Below are 22,835 nucleotides of genomic sequence, written 5' to 3' on the forward strand. Positions count from 1 at the left end.
TGCGTCCCCCGTCGTCTATGCGTCCTACGACCAGCCCGCCCCGCCCGCTGACCGGGCTCGCGACCATGCTCGACGCCGACTCAGGCACGTCGCGGTCGCCTCATGCCGCCCTGACCGGCGTCACCATCGACTCCCGCGACGTCAGTCGCGGAGATCTCTACGTGGCGTTGCCCGGCAAACAGGCCCACGGAGCCGCCTTCGCCGCCGAGGCGATGGCGAAGGGAGCGGTGGCGGTGCTCACCGACCGCGCCGGCCGCGACGAGGCCGTCGCGACCGGGCTGCCGGTGCTGATCGTGCCCGACCCGCGCGCCCTGCTCGGGCAGATCTCCTCCTGGGTGTACGGGCAGCCGGCCCACGACATCCAGATCCTCGGAGTCACCGGCACCAGCGGCAAGTCCACCACCACGTTCATGATCGAGGCCGGCCTGCGGGCGGCCGGGCACCGGGCCGGCCTGGTGGGCGGCGTCGAGATCCGCGCCGGCGAGGCGCGCTTCCAGCCCACGCTCACCACGCCCGAGGCGCCGCAGCTGCACGGCCTGTTCGCCCTGATGCGCGAGGAAGGCGTCAGCGCGGCCGTCATGGAGGTCTCCAGCCACGCCCTGGCGCTCGGCCGGGTCGACGGGATCTTCTACGACGTCGCCCTGTTCACCAACCTCTCCCAGGACCACCTCGACTTCCACAAGGACTTCGAGGACTACTTCGCGACCAAGGTGCGGCTGTTCCAGCCGGAGCTGAGCCGGGTCGGCGTGACCAACATCGACGACCGCTACGGGCGGGAGCTGCTCGACCTGGCGAAGGTGCCGATGACCACGTACTCGGCGCTGGGCGACCCGGAGGCCGAGTGGCGGGCGCTGGACGCCCGGCTGGGCGCCGACGGCAGCGCGTTCAGGGTCGTGGGGCCCGGCGGGGTCGAGGCGGACGCGCAGATCGCGCTGCCGGGGCCGTTCAACGTCGCCAACGCGCTCGGCTCCATCGTCACGCTCGTCGAGGCCGGGGTGCCGCTGCACACCGCCGTGCACGGCGTGGGCACGCTCACCGGGGTTCCGGGGCGCATGCAGCGGATCACGGCCGCGGGCGACGAGTTCCAGGCCGTCGTGGACTACTCCCACAAACCCGGCGCCGTGGAGTCGGTGCTGCGCTCGCTGCGGTCCGTCACGGCGGGCACGCTGACGATCGTGCTCGGCTGCGGCGGCGACCGCGACAAGGGCAAACGGCCCGTCATGGGCGAGCTCGCCGCCCAGCTGGCGGATGTGGCCATTTTCACGAGCGACAATCCGCGCTCGGAGGATCCGTTGGCCATTCTCGTGACGATGATGGAGGGAGCGCTCCGCGTTCCGCAGCACGACCGCGCTCATGTGATCATTGAGCCCGACCGCGCGGCCGCCATCGGCCTGGCGATCGCCCGGGCCGGGCAAGGCGACGTGATCGTCGTGGCCGGCAAGGGTCATGAGCAGGGTCAGTACATTTCAGGCGAAGTGATCCCCTTCGACGACCGTGAGGTGGTCGCGGAGGCGATCGCCGCACGCGAGGAAAGCACGGAAAGCAGGAAGCACTGATGATCCCCTTGCCTCTGGCCAGGATCGCCGAGATAACCTCGGGCGCCCTGACGGGCATGGCCGATCCCCGCGCGGTCGTCCGCGGGCCCGTCGTGATCGACTCGCGGGCCGTAGAACCGGGATCGCTGTTCGTGGCCATCAAGGGCGCGCGCGTCGACGGCCACGACTACGCCGCGCAGGCGATCAGGGCCGGAGCCGTCGCCGTGCTGGCCACCAGGCCGGTCGAGGGACCCGCGGTGATCGTGCCCGACGCCGCCGCCGCGCTGGCCGAGCTGGCCACCGCCCAGGCGGCCGCGCTGCCCAAGGTCACCGTGATCGGCGTGACCGGCTCGGCGGGCAAGACCAGCACCAAGGACCTGCTGGCGCGGCTCACCGCCCGCGTCGGGCCCACGATCGCCCCCGTCGGCAGCTTCAACAACGAGCTCGGACACCCGCTGACCGTGCTGCGGGCCGACCTCGACACCCGCTTCATGGTGCTGGAGCTGGCCGCGCGCAACATCGGCCACATCAAGGACCTGACCCGCATCGCGCCGCCGGAGATCGGCGTGGTGCTCAACGTCGGCACCGCGCACCTCGGCGTCTTCGGCGGCAAGGAGGCCATCGCCAAGGCCAAGGGCGAGCTGGTCGAGGCGCTGCCGCGCACCGGCGTGGCCGTCCTGAACGCCGACGACCCGCTGGTGCGGGCCATGGCCTCGCGCACGGACGCGCGGGTCACGTTCTTCGGCCGGGGCGAGTCCGCCTCCATCCGGGCCGAGGGCGTCACGGTCGACGCCCGCGGGCGGGCCTCCTTCACGCTGCGCACGCCCTCGGGGTCCGCGCCCGTGTCGCTCCAGCTGTACGGGGAGCACGCCGTCGAGAACGCCCTGGCCGCCGCCGCGGCCGGTTACGAGCTGGGCCTGCCGGTGGCGACCATCGCCGCCGAGCTGTCGCAGGCCACGCCGCTCAGCCGGTGGCGGATGGAGGTCACGGACCGGGCCGACGGGGTGACGGTCGTCAACGACGCGTACAACGCCAATCCCGACTCGATGCGGGCGGCGTTCGCGGCGTTCGAGGTGCTGGGCCGGGGACGGCGGCGCTTCGCCGTCATCGCGGCGCTGCGCGAGCTGGGTGAGGAGGGCCCCGTGCTCAACGCGGAGCTGGGCCGGCTGGCCGGCGGCTCCGGCCTGGCCGGGCTCATCGTGGCCGGCCCCGACGCGGGCCCGGTGCTGGAAGGGGCCTCCTCCGCCGCGGCGGAGGCGCAGGCGGCCGCTCAGGCGGCCCTGGACGCCCAGGCGGCGGCCCACGCCGCGGCCGGGGTCCCGCAGGCGCCCGTCCCCCACCAGGAAGCGCCTCAGGGCTGGCACGGGCCTTCCCCCGACCAGGGCTGGCACGGACCCGCCCAGGACCAGGGCTGGCATGGACCCGCTCAGGACCAAGGCTGGTACGGGCCGTCCCCCGAGCAGGGGGCCCCGCAGCCCGGCTGGCAGGCGCCGGACGCCGGTGGCGTGCCGCCGCAGGGGTGGCAGGCGCCTCCGGCGGGTGGACCTGTGCCCGGACAGCCGCCGGTGGGCGGGCCTCCCATGGGCGCGGCTCCCTTCGGCGGCGTTCCCGCCGGGCCGCCCGCGGGCGGGCCTCACCCGGGCGGGCCGGTGGCCGGGGCGCCACCCGGTGGCGGGGCCGCGTATCCTGCGCAGGCGATGCGAATTGTGCACGTGCCCGATGCCGAGGCGGCCGCGGCCGAGCTGGCCGGATGGCTGCGGCCGGGTGACGCGGTGCTGGTGAAGGGACCGAGAGCCATGGGTCTGGAACGGACGGCCGAGCTCGTGCTCGGAGGTGCCGCTCAGTGACCGAAATCATCATCGCCGGTGCGGTGGGCCTGATCCTCTCGATGCTGGGCACCCCGCTGGCGATCCGGCTGTTGTCGCGGCGCGGCTACGGCCAGGAGATCCGTGAGGACGGCGTGCAGGCCCACCTCGGCAAGCGGGGCACCCCCACGATGGGCGGCATCGTGTTCGTGCTGGCCTCGCTGCTCGCCTACGGCGCCTCCCACCTGGCCACCTTCGCCCCGCCCACCGTGTCGGGCATGCTGGTGCTGTTCCTGATGACGGGGCTCGGCGCGGTCGGGTTCCTCGACGACTTCATCAAGATCTACAAGCAGCGCAGCCTCGGCCTCCGCAGCGGCGCCAAGGCGCTCGGCCAGCTCGTCGTCGGCGCGGTCTTCGCGTTCCTGGTGGTCCGCCAGCCGAACATCTACGGCATCACCCCCGCCGAGACCCGGGTGTCGTTCCTGCGGGACATCGGCCCGTCGATCGGCATCGTCGGGTTCACCATCTGGGTGCTCTTCATGATCGTCGGGTTCTCCAACGCGGTGAACCTCACCGACGGCCTCGACGGCCTGGCCAGTGGCGCGACCGGCGTCGTGCTGGCCGCGTACGTGCTGATCGGCAACTGGCAGCTGCGCAACAACTGCATCGACCAGCTCGGCCCCAACTGCTACTGGGTGCGCGACCCGCTCGACCTGGCCGTGGTTGCCGCGGCCGTGCTCGGGGCGCTGATCGGGTTCCTGTGGTGGAACGCGCCGCCCGCCCGCATCTTCATGGGCGACACCGGCTCGCTGGCCCTGGGCGGCGTGCTGGCCGGTCTGGCCATCGCCACCCGCACCCAGCTCCTGCTGATCATCCTGGCCGGTCTGTGCGTGATCATCACCCTGTCGGTCATCATCCAGGTCGGGTTCTTCAAGATGACCGGGAAACGGGTGTTCAGGATGGCGCCGTTGCAGCATCACTTCGAGCTGAAGGGCTGGGCCGAGACCACGATCGTGGTCAGGTTCTGGCTGGTCGCGATGCTCTGCTCGGCCCTCGGGCTCGGGCTGTTCTACGTCGAGTGGATGCCCAAGCCATGAGTGTCACGTGCGTGGCCGGGCTCGGCGTGTCCGGCACCGCCGTGGCGCGGGTGCTGGCCGAGCGCGGCGAGCGCGTCGTGGTCGTGGAGGCGGTGGAGGGCGAGAGCCAGCTCGCCGCCGCCGCCGAGCTGGCCGCGGCCGGCGTGGAGACCCGCTTCGGCGCCATGGAGATCCCGGAGGGCGTGACCCGCCTGGTCACCACCGGCTGGGCGCCGCACCACCCGCTGATCGCCGCCGCGCTCGAAGCGGGCGTCGAGGTCGTGGGGGAGGTGGAGCTGGCCTGGCGGCTGCGTCCGGCGCAGGCGGCCCCGTGGCTCGCGCTGACCGGCACCAACGGCAAGACCACCGCGGTGCGCATGCTGACCTCGATCCTGCTGGCCGCCGGGCACAAGGCCCTGGCCGTCGGGAACGTGGGCGTCCCCGTGGTGCGGGCCGTCGCCGAGCCGTACGACGCGCTGGCCGTCGAGCTGTCCAGCTTCCAGCTCCACTGGTCCAGCACGCTGGCCCCGCACGCCGCGGCCATCCTCAACGTGGCCCCCGACCACCTCGACTGGCACGGCTCCATGGAGGAGTACGCCGCCGCCAAGGGCCGCATCTTCGAGCGGGCCGCGCACGTGATCTACAACGCCGACGATCCCGAGGCCACGAGGCTGGCCGCGCCCTATCCGGGGGCGGTCGGGTTCACGCTGCGGGTGCCCAGGCGCGGCGAGATCGGCGTCGTGGAGGACCTGCTGGTCGACCGGGCGTTCGTGGCCGATCCCGTGGAGGCGGCCGAGGAGCTGGCGACGCTGGAGGACGTACGGCCCTTCGCGCCGCACAACGTGGCCAACGCGCTGGCCGCCGCCGCCCTGGCCCGCTCGCTCGGCGTGCCGTCGGAGGCGGTGCGCCAGGGGCTGCGCGACTTCGTGCCCGACCCCCACCGCCTCGCCCACGTCGACCGGGTCGGCGAGGTCGACTACATCGACGACTCCAAGGCGACCAACCCGCACGCCGCCGCCGCGGCGCTGGCCTCGTACCCCTCGATCGTGTGGGTCGCGGGCGGGCAGCTCAAGGGCGCGGACGTCGACGACCTGGTGCGCCAGGCGGCCCCCAGACTGCGCGGAGCGGTGCTGCTCGGGGCAGATCGGGACAGGATCGCCGAAGCCATCGCGCGACACGCGCCGAATGTCCCCGTCGTGGACATCGCTGATCGGGACACTGGTGCGATGGAAAGAGTCGTCACCGAAGCCGCCCGGCTGGCCTCGCCCGGGGACACCGTGCTGCTCTCCCCGGCGGGGGCCTCGCTGGACATGTTCGCCAACTACCCGGCGCGGGGGGAGGCCTTCGCGCGCGCCGTACGCGAGCTGAGGCTGCGACGTGAGCGCGAGCGCTGAGGAGCCGCGCGCCGTCGAGGGGCCGGGCGGCTGGGCGCGGGAGCAGCTCGGGTCGCTGAAGGAGCTGCTCGACAAGCCGCTGACGACGTACTACCTGATCATCATGTGCAGCGCGCTGCTGCTCGCGCTCGGCCTGATGATGGTGCTGTCGGCCTCCAGCGTCGAGGCGCTGCAGAAGACCGGCAGCCCGTTCTCGTGGTTCTTCAAGCAGTCGCTGTCGGCCGCGGTGGGCCTGCCGGTGATGTGGGCCTGCTCACGGTTGCCGGCCAAGTTCTTCCGCTGGGCCGGCTATCCCATGATGGCGCTGTCGATCCTGGCGCTGGTCATGGTGCTGTTCATCGGCTCGTCCGAGCTGGGCGCGCAGCGGTGGATCTACATCGGCCCGTTCACCCTCCAGCCGTCCGAGCCGGCCAAGCTCGGGCTCGTGCTGTGGGGGGCCGACCTGCTGTCCAGGCGGGCGCGGCAGGGCCGCATCGAGTGGCGGCAACTGCTGATCCCGCTCATGCCCGGCACCGCGATCCTGGCCGTCATGGTCATGCTGGGCCGCGACCTGGGCACCACGCTGGTGCTGTTCATGATCTTCCTGGCGCTGCTGTGGGTGGTGGGGGCGCCGATCAAGCTGTTCGGCGGCATCCTGTCGCTGGCGGTGCTCGCCGCGGTCATCATGATCAAGGTGGAGCCGTACCGGATGGCGCGCATCGGGGCCTATCTCAACCCGTGGGCCGACGCGCAGGGCGACGGATACCAGGCCGTGCAGGGTCAGATCGCGATGGGCTCGGGCAGCTGGTTCGGGCTCGGGCTCGGCAGCAGCCGGCAGAAGTGGAACTGGCTGCCCCACGGCGAGAGCGACTTCATCTTCGCCATCCTCGGCGAGGAGCTCGGGCTGATGGGCACGCTGATGGTGGTGGCGCTGTTCGGGCTGCTCGGGTATGCCGGGCTGCGCGTCGCCGTCCGCGTCAACGACGCCTTCACCAGGCTCGCCGCCGCCGCCATGGTGGCCTGGATCGTCGGGCAGGCGACCGTCAACATGGGCGCCGTGCTCGGCGTCCTGCCGATCACCGGCATCCCCCTGCCGCTGGTCTCGTACGGCGGCTCCTCGTTGCTGCCCACGCTCGCCGCGCTCGGCATGCTGCTGTCGTTCGCCAAACGCGAGCCCGGCGCGAGGGAGGCCTTGAAAGCTCGTGGCCCCGGACCGGCCGCCCGGGCCCTAAGCTGGCTTGGCCTGGGGGGTACGACCAAAGGCCGAGCGACACGTTAGGGAGTGACCGAGATGAGGGTGGTCCTCGCCGGTGGTGGGACGGCCGGGCACATCGAGCCCGCGCTCGCCCTTGCGGACGCGCTGCGCCATCTTGACCGGAGCGTCGGCATCACCTGCATGGGCACCGAGCGCGGTTTGGAGACGAGGCTGGTGCCCGCCAGGGGCTACGAGCTGGCGCTGGTGCCGGCCGTGCCGCTGCCAAGGGCGATCACTCCGAGCCTGCTCACCGTGCCGGGCCGGCTGGCCGGGGCGATCAACGCCGCGGCCGGCATACTCGACCGGGTCCAGGCCGACGTCCTCGTGGGCTTCGGCGGCTACGTCGCGACCCCCGCCTACCTGGCGGCCAAGCGGCGCGGCGTGCCGATCGTCGTGCACGAGGCCAATCCGCGCCCCGGCCTGGCCAACCGGCTGGGCGCCCGGCTCACCGAGCACGTCTTCACCGGCTTCCCCGAGGCCGCGATGCCCAAGGCCGAATACATCGGCACCCCGCTGCGCCGCGAGATCGTCACGCTCGACCGGCTGTCGGCGGGCGACAAGGCGCGCTCCTGGTTCGGGCTGGAGAACGACCGGCCGACGCTGCTGGTCTTCGGTGGCTCGCAGGGCGCCAGGTCGCTCAACCAGGCCGCGCTCGCCGCCGCGCCCGTGCTGCGCAGCGCGGGCGTGCAGGTGCTCCACGTGCTCGGCCCGAACAACACCGTCGACCGCGAGCCGCCGCCGGGCGACCCGCAGTACGTGCTGCTGCCCTACGTCGACCGCATGGACGTCGCCTACGCGGCCGCCGACTTCGCGCTGTGCCGCGCCGGCGCGCTGTCGTGCGCGGAGCTGACCGCGGTGGGGCTGCCGGCCGCGTACGTGCCGCTGCCGCACGGCAACGGCGAGCAGGCCATCAACGCCGGGCGCATCGCCCGGGGCGGCGGCGGCCTGATGGTCGACGACGCCCAACTGACACCCGAATGGATCATCCACAACGTGCTGCCCATCCTCCGTGACCCCGAGCGGGTCGCGGCCATGTCGGAGGCCGCCTCCAGACTTGGCCGGAAGGACGCCGATATCATGCTTGCCCGGAAAGTGTTGGAGATAGCCCGATGAGTCTCGTCAAGCTGGTCGATCCCATTGCCGTAGCGGATCTGGGGCGGGTGCACTTCATCGGCATCGGCGGCGCGGGCATGTCGGGCATCGCCCGCATCCTCCTCAAGCGCGGCGTACGGGTGTCCGGCAGCGACGCGCGCAGCTCCGAGCTGATCACCGAGCTGCGCGAGCTGGGCGCCACGGTCCACATCGGCCACGCCGCCTCGCACATCAAGGACGTCGACACCGTGGTCGTCTCCACCGCCATCCGCGACTCCAACCCCGAGCTGGGCGAGGCGCTCAAGCAGGGGCTGCGGATCATCCCGCGGGCCGCCGCGCTGGCCTCCGTCATGGCCGGGCGCACCGCCGTGGCCATCGCGGGCACCCACGGCAAGACCACCACCAGCTCGATGCTGACCGTGGCCCTGCAGAAGTGCGGCGCCGACCCGTCCTACTGCGTGGGCGGGCAGCTCGTCACCACCGGGCTCGGCGCCGACGAGGGGCAGGGCCAGGTGTTCGTGGCCGAGGCCGACGAGAGCGACGGCTCCTTCCTCATGCTCGCGCCCGACATCGCCGTGGTGACCAACGTCGAGGCCGACCACCTCGACAACTACGGCGACCCGGGGGCCGTGCACGCCAGCTTCGCCCGGTTCGCCGAGCGGGTGGGCTCGCTGCTGATCGCGTGCGCCGACGACCCGGGCGCTGCCGAGCTGGCGCTCCGGGCGCGCGAGCGGGGGTTGCGGGTCAAGACGTACGGGGCCGAGGGCGAGGACTACCGCGTGAGCGGGATCAGGCCCGACGGGTTCGGCACGGTCTTCGGCATCGAGGGCAGGGGCGAGGTCCGGCTGGCCGTCCCCGGGGCGCACAACGCGCTCAACGCCACCGCGGTGATCGCCGTGGCCGACGAGCTGGGGCTGCCCTTCGAGGAGATCAGAGAGGGGCTGGGGGCCTTCACGGGGGCCAAGCGGCGCTTCGAGGCCAAGGGCGAGGCCGGCGGCATCGCGGTCTTCGACAGCTACGCGCACCACCCGACCGAGCTCACCGCCGACCTGAAGGCCGCCCGCGACGTGGTCGCCTCCTACTCCGGCCACGGCCGGGTCATCGCGATCTTCCAGCCGCACCTCTACTCGCGCACCCGGTTCTTCGCCGACGAGTTCGGCGCGGCGCTCGCGCTGGCCGACGAGGCCATCGTGCTCGACGTCTACGGGGCCCGCGAGGATCCCGAGCCGGGCGTCTCGGGCGCGATGGTGGCCGGGAAGGTGCCACTGCCTCCGGAGCGGGTCGCGTACGCGCCCGACCGGGCCCTGGTGCCCGCGATGGTGGCCGAACGGGCGCGGCCCGGCGACATCGTGCTCACCATGGGCGCGGGCGACGTCACGGAGCTCGGCCCCCAGATCGTGGCCCGCCTCTCCTGACACCCCCTGCGGACTGACGGCGCGCGAGCACCGAAGGGAGCGCGGTGCGTCCCGTTGGGGGGCGTTTGGGCGTGGCGCGCGGTGCCGTGGGGCGTGTCGGCGTAGGTTCTGTGCCGACGCTCGGGGGCCGAAACCCCGGGGGCCGACATGGGGAGGGCGATGAAGGCGAGGACCGCGTTCCTGGGGCTGCTGACGGCGGGAGTGGTGGGCACGGCCGCCTGGCTGGTGTTCTTCTCACCCGTGCTGGGCGTGCGCTCGATCGAGATCGTGGGAAATCTCACAGTGCCGAGCGAGCGCATCAAACAGCAGGCCGGCGTGCCGGACCTCCATCCCCTCGCCACCGTCAACCTCGCCGACGTCGAGACCCGCGTGCTCGGCATCAGACAGCTCGCCAAGGCGAAGGTGGACCGGATCTGGCCGGGCACGCTCAAGATCGAAGTGGTCGAGCGCGAGCCCGTCGCCGCGATCCCCGCGGGCGGCAAGGTGGCGATCGTCGACAAGCAGGGCGTGGTGATCGAGGTCAAGTCCGCGGCACCGCCCATGCTGCCGGTGCTCAAGGTCGACAACCCCGCCGTCGGCGACCCGGCCATGATGGCGGCGCTGCAGGTCATTCAGGCGGTCCCGGGCGTGCTGGCGCCCAAGGTCCGGGAGGTCCGCGCGGGCACGGCCGAGGGCGTGACCCTGCTGCTGTCCGACGGGCGCACCGTCATCTGGGGCGGCGCCGACCGTCCCAAGGAGAAGGCGCGCATTCTTACATCACTGCTCAAACGAGAAAAAGCCACGGTGTACGACGTCAGCTCTCCGGACGTGGTGACGCTGAAGTGATCAAGACTGGGCAAGTGCGCGGCAACGGCATCGCCCAGCTTGTGCGAGGTGGGGGTCGCGGCGTGAGAGCCTTAAGTCGTACGTCGGGCCAGGAGCCCCCGACCAGGCGCGACTTCGGAGCGAAACGGACAGCCCGCGACACGCCGGACGTGCTTGCGGCGCGGTTAGTTGACCCGCCAGGTAGGGGACTCCTACTGTCCGTATCAATCCTCAGGTTGACATAAATCTAAATCTCAACCTGAGGTTGAGAGTTACCCGAAGTGACAAAAAGCGGAGACAATCCGCACCGAAATGGCAAGTCAACGAGCGGAAAGGCCCCTCGTCGTGGCAGCACCGCAGAACTACCTCGCGGTCATCAAGGTCGTCGGCATCGGCGGCGGCGGAGTCAACGCCGTCAACCGGATGATCGAGGAGGGACTCAAGGGCGTCGAGTTCATCGCGATAAACACCGACGCCCAGGCGCTGCTGATGAGTGACGCCGATGTGAAACTCGACGTGGGCCGTGAGCTCACGCGCGGACTGGGCGCGGGCGCCAACCCCGACGTGGGGCGTAAGGCGGCCGAGGACCACCGCGAGGAGATCGAGGAGGTCCTCAAGGGGGCCGACATGGTCTTCGTCACGGCCGGCGAGGGTGGTGGCACCGGCACGGGCGGCGCGCCCGTCGTGGCCAACATCGCCCGGTCGCTCGGCGCGCTCACCATCGGTGTCGTGACCAGGCCGTTCAGCTTCGAGGGACGGCGCAGGGCCATGCAGGCCGAGGCCGGCATCGAGACGCTGCGCGACGAGGTCGACACGCTGATCGTGATCCCCAACGACCGTCTGCTGTCGATCTCCGACCGGCAGGTGAGCGTGCTCGACGCGTTCAAGGCGGCGGACCAGGTGCTGCTGTCCGGTGTCCAGGGCATCACCGACCTGATCACCACCCCTGGTCTGATCAACCTCGACTTCGCCGACGTCAAGTCGGTCATGTCGGGCGCCGGTTCCGCCCTCATGGGCATCGGCCACGCCCGCGGCGACGACCGTTCGGTGGCCGCGGCCGAGATGGCGGTCTCCAGCCCGCTGCTGGAGGCCAGCATCGACGGCGCCCACGGCGTGCTGCTGTCGATCGCGGGCGGCTCCGACCTCGGTCTGTTCGAGATCAACGAGGCCGCGCAGCTCGTGTCCATGGCGGCCGCGCCGGACGCCAACATCATCTTCGGTACGGTCATCGACGACGCGCTCGGCGACGAGGTCCGCGTGACGGTGATCGCGGCCGGGTTCGACGACGTGCCGCCTCCGGTGGAGAAGCCGCTGCCCCGCCCGGCGAGCCGTCCCGCCGCCCCGCCGGCCGCGCCGCCCGTGTCGTCCCCTGTGCGGCCGAGCGTCGCGTCCCCCAGTGTGAAATCGGAGCAGCCCGGGCTGCGCCCTGAGCCGCGCGCTGAGGCACGTCCGGAGCCGCGTACGGACTTCCGGCCCGAGCCGCGCGCCGAGTTCCGTCCGGAGCCGCGGGCCGAGTTCAGGGCCGACCCCCGGCCGGAGCCGCGCGCGGAGTTCAGGGCGGATCCCCGCCCGGAGCCCCGTCCCGAGCCGCCGCGCCCGGAGCCGGTGCGCCCGGTGGAGTCGGCGCAGATCCCCGGGTCCGTCGACGACGAGCCGCCGGCCGACGAGCCGTCCGGCCCCGTCTCCATCCCCCGGCCCACGCCCGAGCCCGCCAACCCGCCCACGCCCATCACCTCCCGCATGTCGGAGCCCGCCAAACGTCCTCGGGTGGTCTTCGAGGAACAGGAAGAGGAGCTCGACGTCCCCGACTTCCTCAAATAGCCCGGTAGCCTGACGCCGCTCCCCGGCAGGGATCCGGGAGCGGCGCCGTCGTGCGCGAGGCGTACCGCACGGGCGTGTAGTGAAAGGGAGGGCCACGTGAGAAGGGACGAGATCGCGGCCGGGCTCGCCGAGGTCGACACGCGCATCGCGGCGGCCTGCCGCGCGGTGGGTCGTGACCGGGGCGAGGTCACGCTGATCGCCGTCACCAAGACCCGCCCGGCCGAGGACGTGCGCATTCTGGCCGAGCTGGGCGTGCGCGACGTCGGCGAGAACCGGGACCAGGAGGCCGCGCCCAAGGCGCACGAGCTTGCGGACCTGCCGCTGACCTGGCATTTCGTCGGCCAGCTCCAGACGAACAAGGTCCGCTCGGTCGTCGCGTACGCCGACGTGATCCACTCCGTCGACCGGCTCCGGCTGGTGGAGGCGATCAGCAAGGAGGCGGTCCGCCAGGGCCGCAGGGTCGGCTGTCTCATCCAGGTCGCGCTCGACGACGACCCCGAAAGGGGCGGTGCCCGCGCCGCGGACGTGCTGGAGCTGGCCGACGAGGTGGCGCTGGCCGAGGGGCTGTGGCTGGGCGGCATCATGGCCGTGGCGCCGCTGGGGGAGGAGCCCGCCAAGGCGTTCGCCAGGTTGCGTGACGTGGCCACGCGCCTGGAGGAGCAGCACCCGCGCGCCACGATGATTTCGGCCGGTATGAGCGAGGACCTCGCCGAAGCCATCGCGTACGGCGCGACACACGTGCGGGTCGGTACGGCGTTGCTCGGTCGTCGCAAGCCCTTCGTCAGGTAATGTCCCCTCAAGTGGGTCTTCAGGCCCATGATCAAGTAGAGGTCGATCAGCGGTGAGCTCCAAGGGGGTACGGCTACCGCCTCGGGATCCGGTGTCGGGCTCGAGCGAGTGCGACCGTGAGCAGGAGGACGACGTAGCGATGGCCGGCGCGATGCGCAAGATGGCGGTCTACCTCGGTCTCGTGGAGGACGACCGCTACGAGAGGTACGAAACCTACCCGGACGACTACGCCTACGAGGACGAGGTGCAGCGGCCCGGCGACGAGCGGCCCGTAGCGGTCCAGGAGCGCGACGAGGAGCCCGAGGCGGGGGTGCCCGCGCCCAGGCCCGCCACGACGATCCTGGAGCGCCGCACGACCGATCTGGCCCGCATCACGACACTCCACCCCCGGACGTACAACGAGGCGCGTACCATCGGAGAGCACTTCCGAGACGGCACCCCGGTCATCATGAACCTGACGGAGATGGTTGACAGCGACGCCAAGCGTCTAGTCGATTTCGCGGCAGGTCTGGTCTTTGGCCTACATGGCAGCATTGAACGTGTTACCAACAAGGTGTTCCTGTTGTCCCCTGCCAATGTCGAGGTGACCGCCGAGGACAAGGCCCGAATCGCGGAACGCGGGTTCTTCAATCAGAGTTAGAGTCTCTGTATGTCTATCGCACCCAACCGGGTCTCGCCGAGACCGGGAGGGCACATCGGGAGTGGAGGCGCGGCCGGGCCGTGGGGATCGTAAGCCAGATCTTGGTCGTAGTCCTGTCTCTCTACCTGGTGCTGCTCATCGGCAGAATGATCTTCGAGACGGTGCAGGCTTTCGCCCGTCAGTGGCGCCCCTCCGGCATCGTCCTGGTGCTGGCCGAAGCCACTTACACCGCAACCGACCCACCTCTCAAGTTCCTCCGCCGTTTCATTCCCCCGCTCCGGTTGGGTACGGTGGCCTTTGACCTAAGCTTCACTGTCCTGTTCATCGCCGTGCTGCTGCTGATCCAGATCGTGGGGATGCTGCGATGACGGGGGCGGTGTGGCGCAGGTCGTGATCCAACTCGTGTCCGCGCTGAAGTGATTCGGGTTACCGTCCCTCCGGACAGACTCCAAAGCGCGCCAAGGAGACCAAAAAATGCCGCTGACGCCCGCTGATGTGCGGAACAAGCAGTTCAGTACCACCCGGCTGCGGCCGGGCTACGACGAGGAAGAGGTCGACGCCTTCCTCGACGAGGTGGAGGCTGAGCTCGACCGTCTGATCCAAGAGAACGAAGAGCTCCGCGCCAAGCTGGCCGAGTGCCTGCGGGGGAAGGTGCCGGGCGGCATGAACATGCCCATGGCCTCCGCCCCGGTCCAGGAGCAGCCCAAGCCCGAGATGATGGCTCCGCCGCCCCAGCCGGAGCCCATGCGCGCCCCCGAGCCGCCGCCTGTGCAGCAGCCGGTCCCCGTCATGAACATGCCTCCCGCCGAGGACAACATGGACACGGCGGCCCGCGTGCTCGCCCTCGCCCAGCAGACCGCCGACCAGGCGATCTCCGACGCCCGCCGGGAGGCGGACGAGACGGTCACCCGCGCCCGCCGCGAGGCCGACGAGATCCTCACCAAGGCACGCCGCCAGGCCGAGCAGGTCATCGGCGACGCCCGCGCCCGCGCCGAGACGCTCGAGCGCGACGCGCAGGAGCGCCACCGCCAGGCGATGGGCTCGCTGGTGCAGACCCGCGACGAGCTCGAGCGCAAGGTCGAGGAGCTGCGCAGCTTCGAGCGCGAATACCGCAGCAGGCTCAAGCTCTACCTGGAAAACCAGCTCGCCGAGCTCAACGTCTCCGCTGAGGGCAGCGGTGGGTTCCCGGTGATGTCCGGTGGTCCGGCGGGTCAGGCCCCCGCGATGTCGCACGCCGTGTCGCAGGGCCAGCCGCCGCTTCCCGGTGGTCCCAGCCCGTTCGGCGGCGAGGCTCCCCAGGGTGTCTTCCCCGGCGGTGACGGTCCCCACAACGACCGCCGGTAAAGTAGCGGGTCACTAGGACCTGTAACTCGAAAGAGCCCCCTGTGATCCTTATCAGTGCTGGTTTGGTGCTCGCGGCGGTCGTGTTGCTGATCGCGGGCTTCGTACTGGCTAAGCCGTTCCTGATCATGTGGTCCATCGTGGTCAGCGTGCTGTCCGCGCTGTTCCTCGTGATCGGGGCGTTCCTGCGGCGAAACGAGCTTTTTCCCGGTGGTGGGCAGGTCGCTGCGCCGGCCACCCCCCCGAAAGGGCTCATGCCGCCGGGCCCCGGCACGCCGTACAGTCAGACCGGCCCCATGGGTCACCAGGCCCCACCGCGACCCCATCCGCATCCGCAGACGCCGCAGCGGACGGCGACCGTTCCCGCCGCCGCACCCCGCCGCCCCGCGGCGAGCGGCATCTCGCCGGATGCGATCGTGTTGGTGATCCCCGGACGCAAGCGCTACCACGTGTCCGGCTGCCGACAACTGAGCGGCCGGGACACCGAGGAGCTCACGTACGAGGAGGCACGCGAGGAGGGCTTCACGCCCTGCACGGCGTGCCTGCCTGACGCCGCGCTCGGCGGACGGCAGCTGCCGCCTGCCGCCGACCCCGAGCCCGTCGTCGCCCCCGGCACCGCCGTCACGGCGGCGAGCCGGGCGGAAGACTCCGCGGAGACCCGCGACGTACGTCCGCCGGTCGCCCCGCCGAAGCCTGCCGCGAAGGCTTCCACCCCCGACCCGGAGCCCGCCTCCCGCGAGGAAGGCGCCACCGCGTGGTTCGGCCGCCCGTCCACCTCCTCCGCCGCCGAATCGGATGACGATCAGGCGGACGCGGAGACTTCATATTTCCGGCCGCCGCCTTCCGCGCGCAGGCCCGGCTCGCCCTCCGCCACTCCGGAAGGTCCCGCCACGGGAGCCCCCGGCAAGGCCGGAGCACCCGCGGCCAAGCCTTCGCAGCGCACCGGCTCGCCGGAACAGCCCGGCCCCAAGCCCGGCCGTCCCACGGACGCACCCCGTCCGTCCGGCACCCAGCCCGGCCAGCCCGGCCAGTCCACCGGCTCGCCCGAGCAGCCCGGCACCCAGCCCGGCCGGCCTGGCGACAAGCCGGGGCAGACCGGCGGCCCGTCGTCGAAGCCGGGATCGACCGGTGGTCCGTCGTCCGGCGCGAAGCCGGGATCGACCGGTGCCCGGCCGGGACAGCCCGCCGGTGGGCCCTCTTCGAAGGCGACCGACGAGGACGATTCCGCGGGGCCCGCCACGGCACCGCAGCCGCGCGTGACCTCTTCCGGGACGCCGGTCCGCCCTGGGCCCTCGGGTGGGGCCTCCGGGCCGTCACAGCGTCCTTCTGGGGCCGCCAAGACGCCTGCCACGGCGGGAGAGAGCGCGACGGTGCCGGAGCGGCCCGCGTCCTCCGCCGAGTCGGAGGCCAAGCCCAAGGGCCCGCTGCCCCCAGGCCCCGGCGCGAGCGCCGGACGCCCTTCCGGCCCGAGCCCGGCCACCAAGCCTTCGACAACGGAAAAGTCCGGCCCCGACCGCCCGTCGGCCTCGGATCGGCCATCTGCCTCTGACCGCCCGTCCGCGTCTGGGCGGCCCTCTGCGGCGAGTGGCCCGGCCAAGGCGGGCACGTCCGGCGGCGCTGGCCCGAAGCCCGGGACCTCCGGCACCGGCGGGCCCGCCGGTTCGGGGGCGAAGTCCGGCACGGCGACGGGTTCGACGCCCGGATCCGCCAGCTCGGGCTCCAAGGACGACGCCACTTCCACCAAGCCCGACGTCCTCAAGGGCGAGGGGAGCGGCTCGACGCCCAAGCCCGGCACCCCGGCTGCGACCGCCAAGACCACCAAGCCTGAGGCCTCCGGCTCGGCCAAGGCCGCTGACAAGTCCACCGGCTCCTCGGGCGGCGCTGAGGGCAAGGACGAGCGTTCCGGCACGGTGAAGGTCATCATCGGCACCCGCCGCTACCACAGCACCGCGTGCCCGTTGATCAGGGGCGCGGGGGAGTCGGGCGTGGAGACGATGACGCTCGCCGCAGCGGAGGCGGCCGGACTGACGAGCTGCTCGGTGTGCCAGCACGACCGCGAGACGGTGAGCTGAGAGCCCGCTGAACGACGTTCCTGGTCAGGTCGGACCGGCTACTCGGCAACGGGTGCTCGACGTGATCTCGGTGACCGGCGCGAGCCAGGAAGACGGACAGCACCGACTCGGTCGGGCTGGTGTTGCCTGAGATCACGCCGTCCTCCTTCGCGGGACTGACCCAGCAGCTCACCGACGCGGCTCGCCGGCACCAGCTGAGCGTGAACGTGGCGACGTCCAACGGCGATGTGGAGGTCGACCGGGAGCACGTCGCCGAGCTTGCGCGACGACGGGTAAGCGGTGTGATCCTGCTCAGCGTGGGGTCGTTCCAGGATTCCTCCTGGGCCGCAGCCGTCGGGGTCCAGGAGCAGGGTTTCACCCTTGCCCGGCGCGAATCCTGCGGCCACGCGGGCATCGACGGCTTGATGGTGCCGCTGTAGAGCGGCGCGGTCTTCTTGACGCCGCTGCCGGCGGCAGCCCATCCGATCATCCCCGGGCGGCGTGTCGGACGTTGGAGTTCCTCCTCGGCGTGGCGCGGCCGCGCTGACGCCTTCGCGAACTTGGCCGGTCCGTACCGCCTTCGGCGCAAACCGCCCTCACCTGCGCCGACGCCTTCTCCTGCAAGGCGCTCCCGGAAGGTCATCGGCGGGGTCGAGCACTCGTGTAAGTGCGGCGCCGATGATTCGAGTCGCCTCCGTGGTCCGTGCTCGTCGTTTGTACGGCATTGGTCCACTACTCCGTGGTACCGTGTACTGGTACTCGGTAGCACCGAGTACCAAGGGAAAGGCGGAAGAGGACCCACGATGGACGGCCTGACAGAGATGCTGAAGGGCACGCTTGAGGGCTGCGTGCTGGAGATCATCGGCAGCGAGGAGACCTACGGGTACGCCATCACGCGTCGGCTGAACGAGCTGGGCTTCGCCGACGTCGTCGAGGGGACGGTTTACACCATTCTGTTGCGACTGGAGAAGAACGGGCTCGTCCAGGTGACGAAACGACCGTCCGGGCTGGGCCCGCCGCGCAAGTTCTATGAGCTCAACGACGCGGGGCGCGAAGAACTCGCGACGTTCTGGGCGAAATGGGAGTACATCACATCGCGGATCGACAAGCTCAAGGAGGGCGGGAGATGAACTTCTGGGAGACCATGACAGGCAGCGATCTCACCAGGGAATGGAAGGCGTTCGAAGCTCGGGCCGAGGCATTGCCGGCCGACTACCGGGCGGCGTGGGAAGAGATCAAGGGTCATCTTTTTCCCTACGGGGACTTCACAGGTCGAAACCTGATGCCGATTCTCGACGGTGCTCTGGGGCTGCTCGAAGAGACGGCGGCCGATGGGCGGAGCATTCACGAGGTGCTGGGGGACGACATCGGGGGCTTCTGCGCGGCGCTGGCAGGCGGAAAAGGGGCTCGGAGCTATCGCGACAGGTGGCGCGAGCAGTTGAACAGGAACGTCGCAAGGAAACTGGGCCGGCTAGGAGGCTGACGTGGGCATCCAGGACATCATCGAGGGCAAGAAGCAGTGGCGGGCGCACATGGCGCGGGTCAAGGCGCTCCCGCCGGACTACCAGATCGTCTACAAGGAGATGCAGAGGTACTTCTTCAAGGTCGGACCGATCGACTTGCTTGAGGGTCCCCTGCTCTCAGGGATCGTCGATTTCTTCGAGGAGGGTGTCGCGGCCGGCAAGGGAGTCCTGGAACTCATCGGCAACGACGTCGCCGCCTTCTGCGACGACCTGGTCAAGGACTCGCGCACCTTCGCGGACATCTATCAGGAGTCCATCAGCGGGGAATCCGGCACGGCCGAGAAGTAGTATCCGTCGACCCGGCCTTGAACACGAGCTGCTCGGTCGGTGCCTCCAGCGCGGCCTCGATCATCTTCGATCTGAACGCCGGCCCCTCATCAGCCCGCTCACCGGCGCGGCCCGTCGATATCTCCACCGGCGCCTGCGGGGCCATCAATGAACTCCGGCGGATACCCCGAATCGGCGAGGCCGCCGGCGACCTGCCGGGTGAACTCGCCCAGCGGCGACATCGTCGTCGACCGGCCTCACTCAGGTGGTCGAGCGCAATCCGAACATCAAGATCACGCGAAGATCCCCGGCAACCACGGTGCAATCCTGCGCAACGACGCCCCGGCTGCGGGTCCCGCGCGGACAGCGCCGGGGGCGTGCTTCGGGGGAGGGCGGTGGGCCGTGAGGAGGCGGCTCATCGGGGGTGGGTGTCAGGGGGAGGGGCGTTGCAGCACAGGGGTGGGTGGCGGTGGGGCGGGTTGTGAGGGTGCGCCCCACCGCCGTAGTGCGTGTCAGGCGCGGCGGAGGTGGAAGGTCAGGGACAGGTCCTCGTCCGTGTGGGACGGGAGGTCCGTCGCCGTGCCCTCCGTGACCGTCGTCGCCAGGACCTCCTCCGCCACCACATGCCCCTCGGTGCGCAGGGCCGCGGCGAGCTCGGGGGAGGACGTGGTCCACCACAGGTCGATGCGGTCCGTGATCGACAGGCCGGTCGACTTGCGGGCGTCCTGGACCAGGCGGATGACCTCGCGCAGGAGACCGGCGCGGCGCAGCTCGTCGGTGAGCTCCAGGTCCAGGGCCACCGTCTCGCCCGTGCCGGTGCCGATGGCGCCCGTCTCCACCGCCCAGCCCGAGCGGGGCTGCTCGTTGACGATCACGTCGTCCGGGCCGAGCATGATCTCGCCCAGCTCGTCCGCCTCCACCATGACCGTGGATCCCGAGCGGAGGGCCCGGGCCACGCGGGTGGCGTCGGCGGCGGCCACGGCGGCCGCGACGAGCTTGGTCTGGGAGCCGAAGCGCTTGCCCAGGGCCCGGAAGTTGGGCTTGACCGAGTAAGTCACGAGATCGGCGCTAAATCCGGACATGTCTTCGAGGGTGTGGACGTTCAGCTCGTCCGCCACCAGGCCCCGGAGCTCGCCGGGCAGCGACGGCCAGCCGTGTGCCCCCACCAGGGCGCGGCGGAGCGGCTGGCGGGTCTTGACGCCCGACGAGGCGCGGGCCGAGCGGCCCAGCTCCACCAGGCGGCGTACGAGGGCCATCTGGTCGGACAGCACCGGGTCCAGCAGGTCCTCGCGCACCTCCGGCCAGTCGGCCAGGTGCACCGAGGAGGGCGCGTCGGAGGAGCGCAGGACGTCCCAGAGGTAGTCGGTGATGAACGGCGTGACGGGGGCCATCAGCCGCGTCACCGTCTCCAGGCACTCGTAGAGCGTCGCGAACGCCTCCGGCGACCCCTGCCAGAACCGGCGGCGCGAGCGGCGCACGTACCAGTTGGACAGGTCGTCGAGGAAGTCCGCCAGCCGGCGCCCGGCGCGCTGGGTGTCGTACTCGTCCAGCGACGCCGTGACGTCGGCCACCGTCCTGTGCAGCTCGGCCAGCACCCAGCGGTCGAGCAGCGGGCGCTCGGCCGCGGGCGTGGCCTGCGCGAGCATGGCCGGCGACCAGGACTCGGCGTTGGCGTAGAGGGTGAAGAACGACGAGGTGTTCCAGAGCGTCAGCAGGACCTTGCGGACGATCTCCTCGAGGGTGTTGTGCCCCACCCGGCGCGACGCCCACGGCGAGCCCGAGCAGGCCATGAACCACCGCAGCGCGTCGGCCCCGTGCTGGTCCATGAGCGGGATCGGCTCGAGGATGTTGCCCAGGTGCTTGCTCATCTTGCGGCCGTCCTCGGCCAGGATGAGGCCGAGGCAGAGCACGTTCTCGTAGGAGGACTGGCCGAAGACCAGCGTGCCGACGGCCATCAGCGAGTAGAACCAGCCGCGCGTCTGGTCGGTGGCCTCGCAGATGAACTGCGCCGGGTAGACGCCCTCCGGCTTGCCGCGCTCGCCCCACTGGGCGAACGGCATGGAGCCGGAGTCGTACCAGGCGTCGATGACGTCCGGCACGCGGCGCGCGAGGGCGCCGCACGACGGGCAGTCGAAGGTCACGTCGTCCACGAACGGGCGGTGCGGGTCGAGCGCCGAGATGTCCTGCCCCGCCAGCCCGCCCAGCTCCTCCAGCGAGCCGACGCACGTCACGTGGGACTCGTCCGCCGAGCACACCCACAGCGGCAGCGGCGTGCCCCAGTAGCGCGAACGCGACAGCGACCAGTCGACGTTGTTGCGCAGCCACTCGCCGAACCGGCCCCACTTGATCGTCTCGGGGTACCAGTTGGTGCCGGCGTTCTCGGACAGCATTTTGTCCTTGACCGCGGTGGTGCGGATGTACCAGGACGGGAGCGCGTAGTAGAGCAGCGGGGTGTGGCAGCGCCAGCAGTGCGGGTAGCTGTGCTCGAAGTGGCCGCCGCGGTAGAGCAGCTCGCGGGCGCGCAGGTCCTCGGTCAGCTCCTCGTCGGCGTCCTTGAAGAACCGGCCGCCGACCATGGGCACGTCGTCGAGGAAGCGGCCGTCGGGGCCGATCGGGTTGACGACGGGCATGTCGTACTGCCTGATCACGGCCATGTCGTCGGCGCCGAAGGCCGGGGCCTGGTGGACCAGGCCGGTGCCGTCCTCGACCGTGACGTACTCGCCGAGCACGACGTAGTGGGCGCCGGGGATGTCGACCAGGTCGAACGGGCGGGAGTACGCGGTGTGCTCCAGCTCGCGGCCCGTGTAGCGGGCCACCTCGGTCGCGCCCTCGCCGAGGACCGACAGCAGCGGCTCGGCGACCACCAGGACCTCGCCGTCCGCGGTGCGGGCCGCGACGTACGTCACGTCGGGGTGCACGGCGACGGCCGTGTTGGACACGAGGGTCCACGGCGTGGTCGTCCACACCAGGAGCGCGGCGCCCAGCTCGGCCAGCGGCCCGGCGGTCACCGGCATGCGGACGTAGACCGACGGGCTGGAGACGGTCTCGTAGCCGCCGGGCTGGCCCAGCTCGTGGTCGGACAGCCCGGTGCCGCAGCGCGGGCAGTACGGCGTGATGCGGAAGTCGCGGAACAGCAGCCCCTTGTCCCAGATGACCTTCAGCGACCACCAGACCGACTCGATGTAGGACGGGTCCATGGTCCGGTACGCCTGGGACAGGTCGATCCAGTAGCCCATGCGCTCGGTCAGCTGCTCGAAGGCGTCGACGTGGCGCAGCACCGACTCGCGGCACTTGGCGTTGAACTCGGCGATGCCGTATTCCTCGATGTCCTTCTTGCCGGTCAGCCCCAGCTCGCGCTCCACGCCGACCTCGACGGGCAGGCCGTGGCAGTCCCATCCGGCCTTACGCGGGACGCTGAATCCGCGCATGGACTTGTAGCGCGGGAACAGGTCCTTGAACACCCGCGCCTCGACGTGGTGCACGCCGGGCAGGCCGTTCGCGGTGGGCGGGCCCTCGTAGAAGACCCAGGCCGGGTTTCCGGAGTTCTGCTCCACGGAGCGCTCGAAGATCTTCCCGTCCCGCCAGCGGTCGAGGACCTCGCGCTCGAGCGCGGGCAGGTCGACCTGCGCGGGAAGAGAGCGGAAAGATGGCGAAGACATTTCGGGTGTGACCTCCACGCTTGATCGGCCGGTAGGGCGAGCGTGAAGGGACGAAGCCATGCGGCCCCGCGGTACCACCCTTCTTGACCCCGCACGCGGGCGAGGCCCTCTTCGTTTGATCTGCGGCCGGGTCTAATGAGCTCTCGCGAGCCGTTCTTCCGGCGGCTCCGGGGTGATATCCCTCACAGTCGGGCCCCATCAACGCCTTGCAGTCTCAAACCATAACGCAGAGTGGGGCCGAAGGCTTCCTGGTTTCCCAGGGCGAGCCGCCCGAGGGGCCGTCGGTACGCAACCGACAAAGTTGCGGGAATGGACGCCCCTGTGGAGGAGTTTAATGCGCGAGGCGGGATAGTACGGGGGAGGTAAACCGTCCGGCGGGTCGTTTGCCG

The 22,835-nt window shown here is 71.1% G+C and carries 19 protein-coding genes; 18 read left to right on the forward strand and 1 reads right to left on the reverse strand.

The window, feature by feature from the left end; translation table 11 throughout:
* The first annotated feature begins 17 nt into the window (after window positions 1–17).
* From ACWDRB_RS04805 to ACWDRB_RS04890, 18 genes are all read left to right on the forward strand, one after another.
* Complete coding sequence (locus ACWDRB_RS04805; protein WP_355191727.1) at window positions 18–1,556, forward strand: UDP-N-acetylmuramoyl-L-alanyl-D-glutamate--2,6-diaminopimelate ligase; 1,539 nt, start codon at window positions 18–20, stop codon at window positions 1,554–1,556.
* Window positions 1,556–3,382, forward strand: coding sequence for a UDP-N-acetylmuramoyl-tripeptide--D-alanyl-D-alanine ligase (murF, locus tag ACWDRB_RS04810; protein ID WP_449891872.1), 1,827 nt, complete (start codon window positions 1,556–1,558; stop codon window positions 3,380–3,382). Before ACWDRB_RS04805 ends, murF begins: the two co-directional genes overlap by 1 nt.
* Window positions 3,379–4,437 (forward strand): phospho-N-acetylmuramoyl-pentapeptide-transferase, encoded by a 1,059-nt coding sequence (gene mraY / locus ACWDRB_RS04815; RefSeq protein ID WP_364251507.1) that lies wholly within the window; start codon window positions 3,379–3,381, stop codon window positions 4,435–4,437. The genes murF and mraY overlap by 4 nt, the downstream gene beginning before the upstream one ends.
* The gene (gene murD / locus ACWDRB_RS04820) at window positions 4,434–5,810 is read left to right on the forward strand and encodes a UDP-N-acetylmuramoyl-L-alanine--D-glutamate ligase (protein ID WP_449891873.1); all 1,377 of its coding nucleotides are present in this window, start codon (window positions 4,434–4,436) and stop codon (window positions 5,808–5,810) included. The genes mraY and murD overlap by 4 nt, the downstream gene beginning before the upstream one ends.
* Window positions 5,794–7,068: a putative lipid II flippase FtsW gene (gene ftsW, locus ACWDRB_RS04825; protein ID WP_449891874.1), complete on the forward strand. Its 1,275-nt coding sequence runs from the start codon at window positions 5,794–5,796 to the stop codon at window positions 7,066–7,068. The genes murD and ftsW overlap by 17 nt, the downstream gene beginning before the upstream one ends.
* A gap of 12 nt (window positions 7,069–7,080) precedes the next feature.
* Window positions 7,081–8,157, forward strand: coding sequence for an undecaprenyldiphospho-muramoylpentapeptide beta-N-acetylglucosaminyltransferase (gene murG, locus ACWDRB_RS04830; protein WP_350729170.1), 1,077 nt, complete (start codon window positions 7,081–7,083; stop codon window positions 8,155–8,157).
* Window positions 8,154–9,551, forward strand: a complete 1,398-nt coding sequence (gene murC, locus ACWDRB_RS04835; protein WP_449891875.1) for a UDP-N-acetylmuramate--L-alanine ligase — start codon at window positions 8,154–8,156, stop codon at window positions 9,549–9,551. Before murG ends, murC begins: the two co-directional genes overlap by 4 nt.
* 159 nt (window positions 9,552–9,710) lie before the next feature.
* A complete protein-coding gene (locus ACWDRB_RS04840) occupies window positions 9,711–10,376 on the forward strand; it encodes a cell division protein FtsQ/DivIB (RefSeq protein ID WP_350729174.1) in 666 nt (221 codons plus the stop codon).
* Between the two features lie 324 nt (window positions 10,377–10,700).
* Window positions 10,701–12,176 carry a cell division protein FtsZ gene (ftsZ, locus tag ACWDRB_RS04845; protein WP_449891876.1) on the forward strand — a complete coding sequence of 492 codons (1,476 nt, stop codon included), beginning with the start codon at window positions 10,701–10,703 and terminating at the stop codon, window positions 12,174–12,176.
* A gap of 96 nt (window positions 12,177–12,272) precedes the next feature.
* Window positions 12,273–12,965, forward strand: a complete 693-nt coding sequence (locus ACWDRB_RS04850) for a YggS family pyridoxal phosphate-dependent enzyme (RefSeq protein ID WP_363963690.1) — start codon at window positions 12,273–12,275, stop codon at window positions 12,963–12,965.
* Between the two features lie 139 nt (window positions 12,966–13,104).
* The gene (locus tag ACWDRB_RS04855) at window positions 13,105–13,605 is read left to right on the forward strand and encodes a cell division protein SepF (RefSeq protein ID WP_350729179.1); all 501 of its coding nucleotides are present in this window, start codon (window positions 13,105–13,107) and stop codon (window positions 13,603–13,605) included.
* Between the two features lie 80 nt (window positions 13,606–13,685).
* On the forward strand, window positions 13,686–13,973 hold the full coding sequence (locus ACWDRB_RS04860; protein ID WP_350729181.1) for a YggT family protein: 288 nt from the start codon (window positions 13,686–13,688) through the stop codon (window positions 13,971–13,973).
* A gap of 106 nt (window positions 13,974–14,079) precedes the next feature.
* The gene (locus ACWDRB_RS04865; protein ID WP_350729183.1) at window positions 14,080–14,949 is read left to right on the forward strand and encodes a DivIVA domain-containing protein; all 870 of its coding nucleotides are present in this window, start codon (window positions 14,080–14,082) and stop codon (window positions 14,947–14,949) included.
* Window positions 14,950–14,990: 41 nt separating this feature from the next.
* Window positions 14,991–17,018, forward strand: a complete 2,028-nt coding sequence (locus ACWDRB_RS04870) for a hypothetical protein (protein WP_449891877.1) — start codon at window positions 14,991–14,993, stop codon at window positions 17,016–17,018.
* A 119-nt stretch (window positions 17,019–17,137) separates the two neighbouring features.
* A complete protein-coding gene (locus ACWDRB_RS04875) occupies window positions 17,138–17,437 on the forward strand; it encodes a hypothetical protein (protein WP_449891878.1) in 300 nt (99 codons plus the stop codon).
* Between the two features lie 363 nt (window positions 17,438–17,800).
* Entirely contained in the window at window positions 17,801–18,127 is a 327-nt protein-coding gene (locus ACWDRB_RS04880) for a PadR family transcriptional regulator (RefSeq protein WP_350729188.1), read from the forward strand.
* On the forward strand, window positions 18,124–18,480 hold the full coding sequence (locus tag ACWDRB_RS04885) for a DUF1048 domain-containing protein (protein ID WP_363963699.1): 357 nt from the start codon (window positions 18,124–18,126) through the stop codon (window positions 18,478–18,480). Before ACWDRB_RS04880 ends, ACWDRB_RS04885 begins: the two co-directional genes overlap by 4 nt.
* A 1-nt stretch (window position 18,481) precedes the next feature.
* The gene (locus ACWDRB_RS04890) at window positions 18,482–18,808 is read left to right on the forward strand and encodes a DUF1048 domain-containing protein (RefSeq protein ID WP_449891880.1); all 327 of its coding nucleotides are present in this window, start codon (window positions 18,482–18,484) and stop codon (window positions 18,806–18,808) included.
* Between the two features lie 491 nt (window positions 18,809–19,299).
* Here the strand turns inward: ACWDRB_RS04890 and ileS are convergent, their stop codons facing one another.
* Complete coding sequence (gene ileS, locus ACWDRB_RS04895; protein WP_449892300.1) at window positions 19,300–22,446, reverse strand: isoleucine--tRNA ligase; 3,147 nt, start codon at window positions 22,444–22,446, stop codon at window positions 19,300–19,302.
* Between the last annotated feature and the right edge of the window lie 389 nt (window positions 22,447–22,835).

The organism is Nonomuraea sp. NPDC003707, assembly GCF_053587055.1.

What these genes read in the sequence shown, in the direction of transcription:
- ACWDRB_RS04805 (WP_355191727.1), top strand. Translation starts at nt 18, where the DNA reads ATGCGTCCTACGACCAGCCCGCCCCGCCCGCTGACCGGGCTCGCGACC.
- murF (WP_449891872.1), top strand. Translation starts at nt 1,556, where the DNA reads ATGATCCCCTTGCCTCTGGCCAGGATCGCCGAGATAACCTCGGGCGCC.
- murD (WP_449891873.1), top strand. Translation starts at nt 4,434, where the DNA reads ATGAGTGTCACGTGCGTGGCCGGGCTCGGCGTGTCCGGCACCGCCGTG.
- murG (WP_350729170.1), top strand. Translation starts at nt 7,081, where the DNA reads ATGAGGGTGGTCCTCGCCGGTGGTGGGACGGCCGGGCACATCGAGCCC.
- murC (WP_449891875.1), top strand. Translation starts at nt 8,154, where the DNA reads ATGAGTCTCGTCAAGCTGGTCGATCCCATTGCCGTAGCGGATCTGGGG.
- ACWDRB_RS04840 (WP_350729174.1), top strand. Translation starts at nt 9,711, where the DNA reads ATGAAGGCGAGGACCGCGTTCCTGGGGCTGCTGACGGCGGGAGTGGTG.
- ACWDRB_RS04855 (WP_350729179.1), top strand. Translation starts at nt 13,105, where the DNA reads ATGGCCGGCGCGATGCGCAAGATGGCGGTCTACCTCGGTCTCGTGGAG.
- ACWDRB_RS04865 (WP_350729183.1), top strand. Translation starts at nt 14,080, where the DNA reads ATGCCGCTGACGCCCGCTGATGTGCGGAACAAGCAGTTCAGTACCACC.
- ACWDRB_RS04880 (WP_350729188.1), top strand. Translation starts at nt 17,801, where the DNA reads ATGGACGGCCTGACAGAGATGCTGAAGGGCACGCTTGAGGGCTGCGTG.
- ACWDRB_RS04885 (WP_363963699.1), top strand. Translation starts at nt 18,124, where the DNA reads ATGAACTTCTGGGAGACCATGACAGGCAGCGATCTCACCAGGGAATGG.
- ileS (WP_449892300.1), bottom strand. Translation starts at nt 22,446, where the DNA reads ATGTCTTCGCCATCTTTCCGCTCTCTTCCCGCGCAGGTCGACCTGCCC.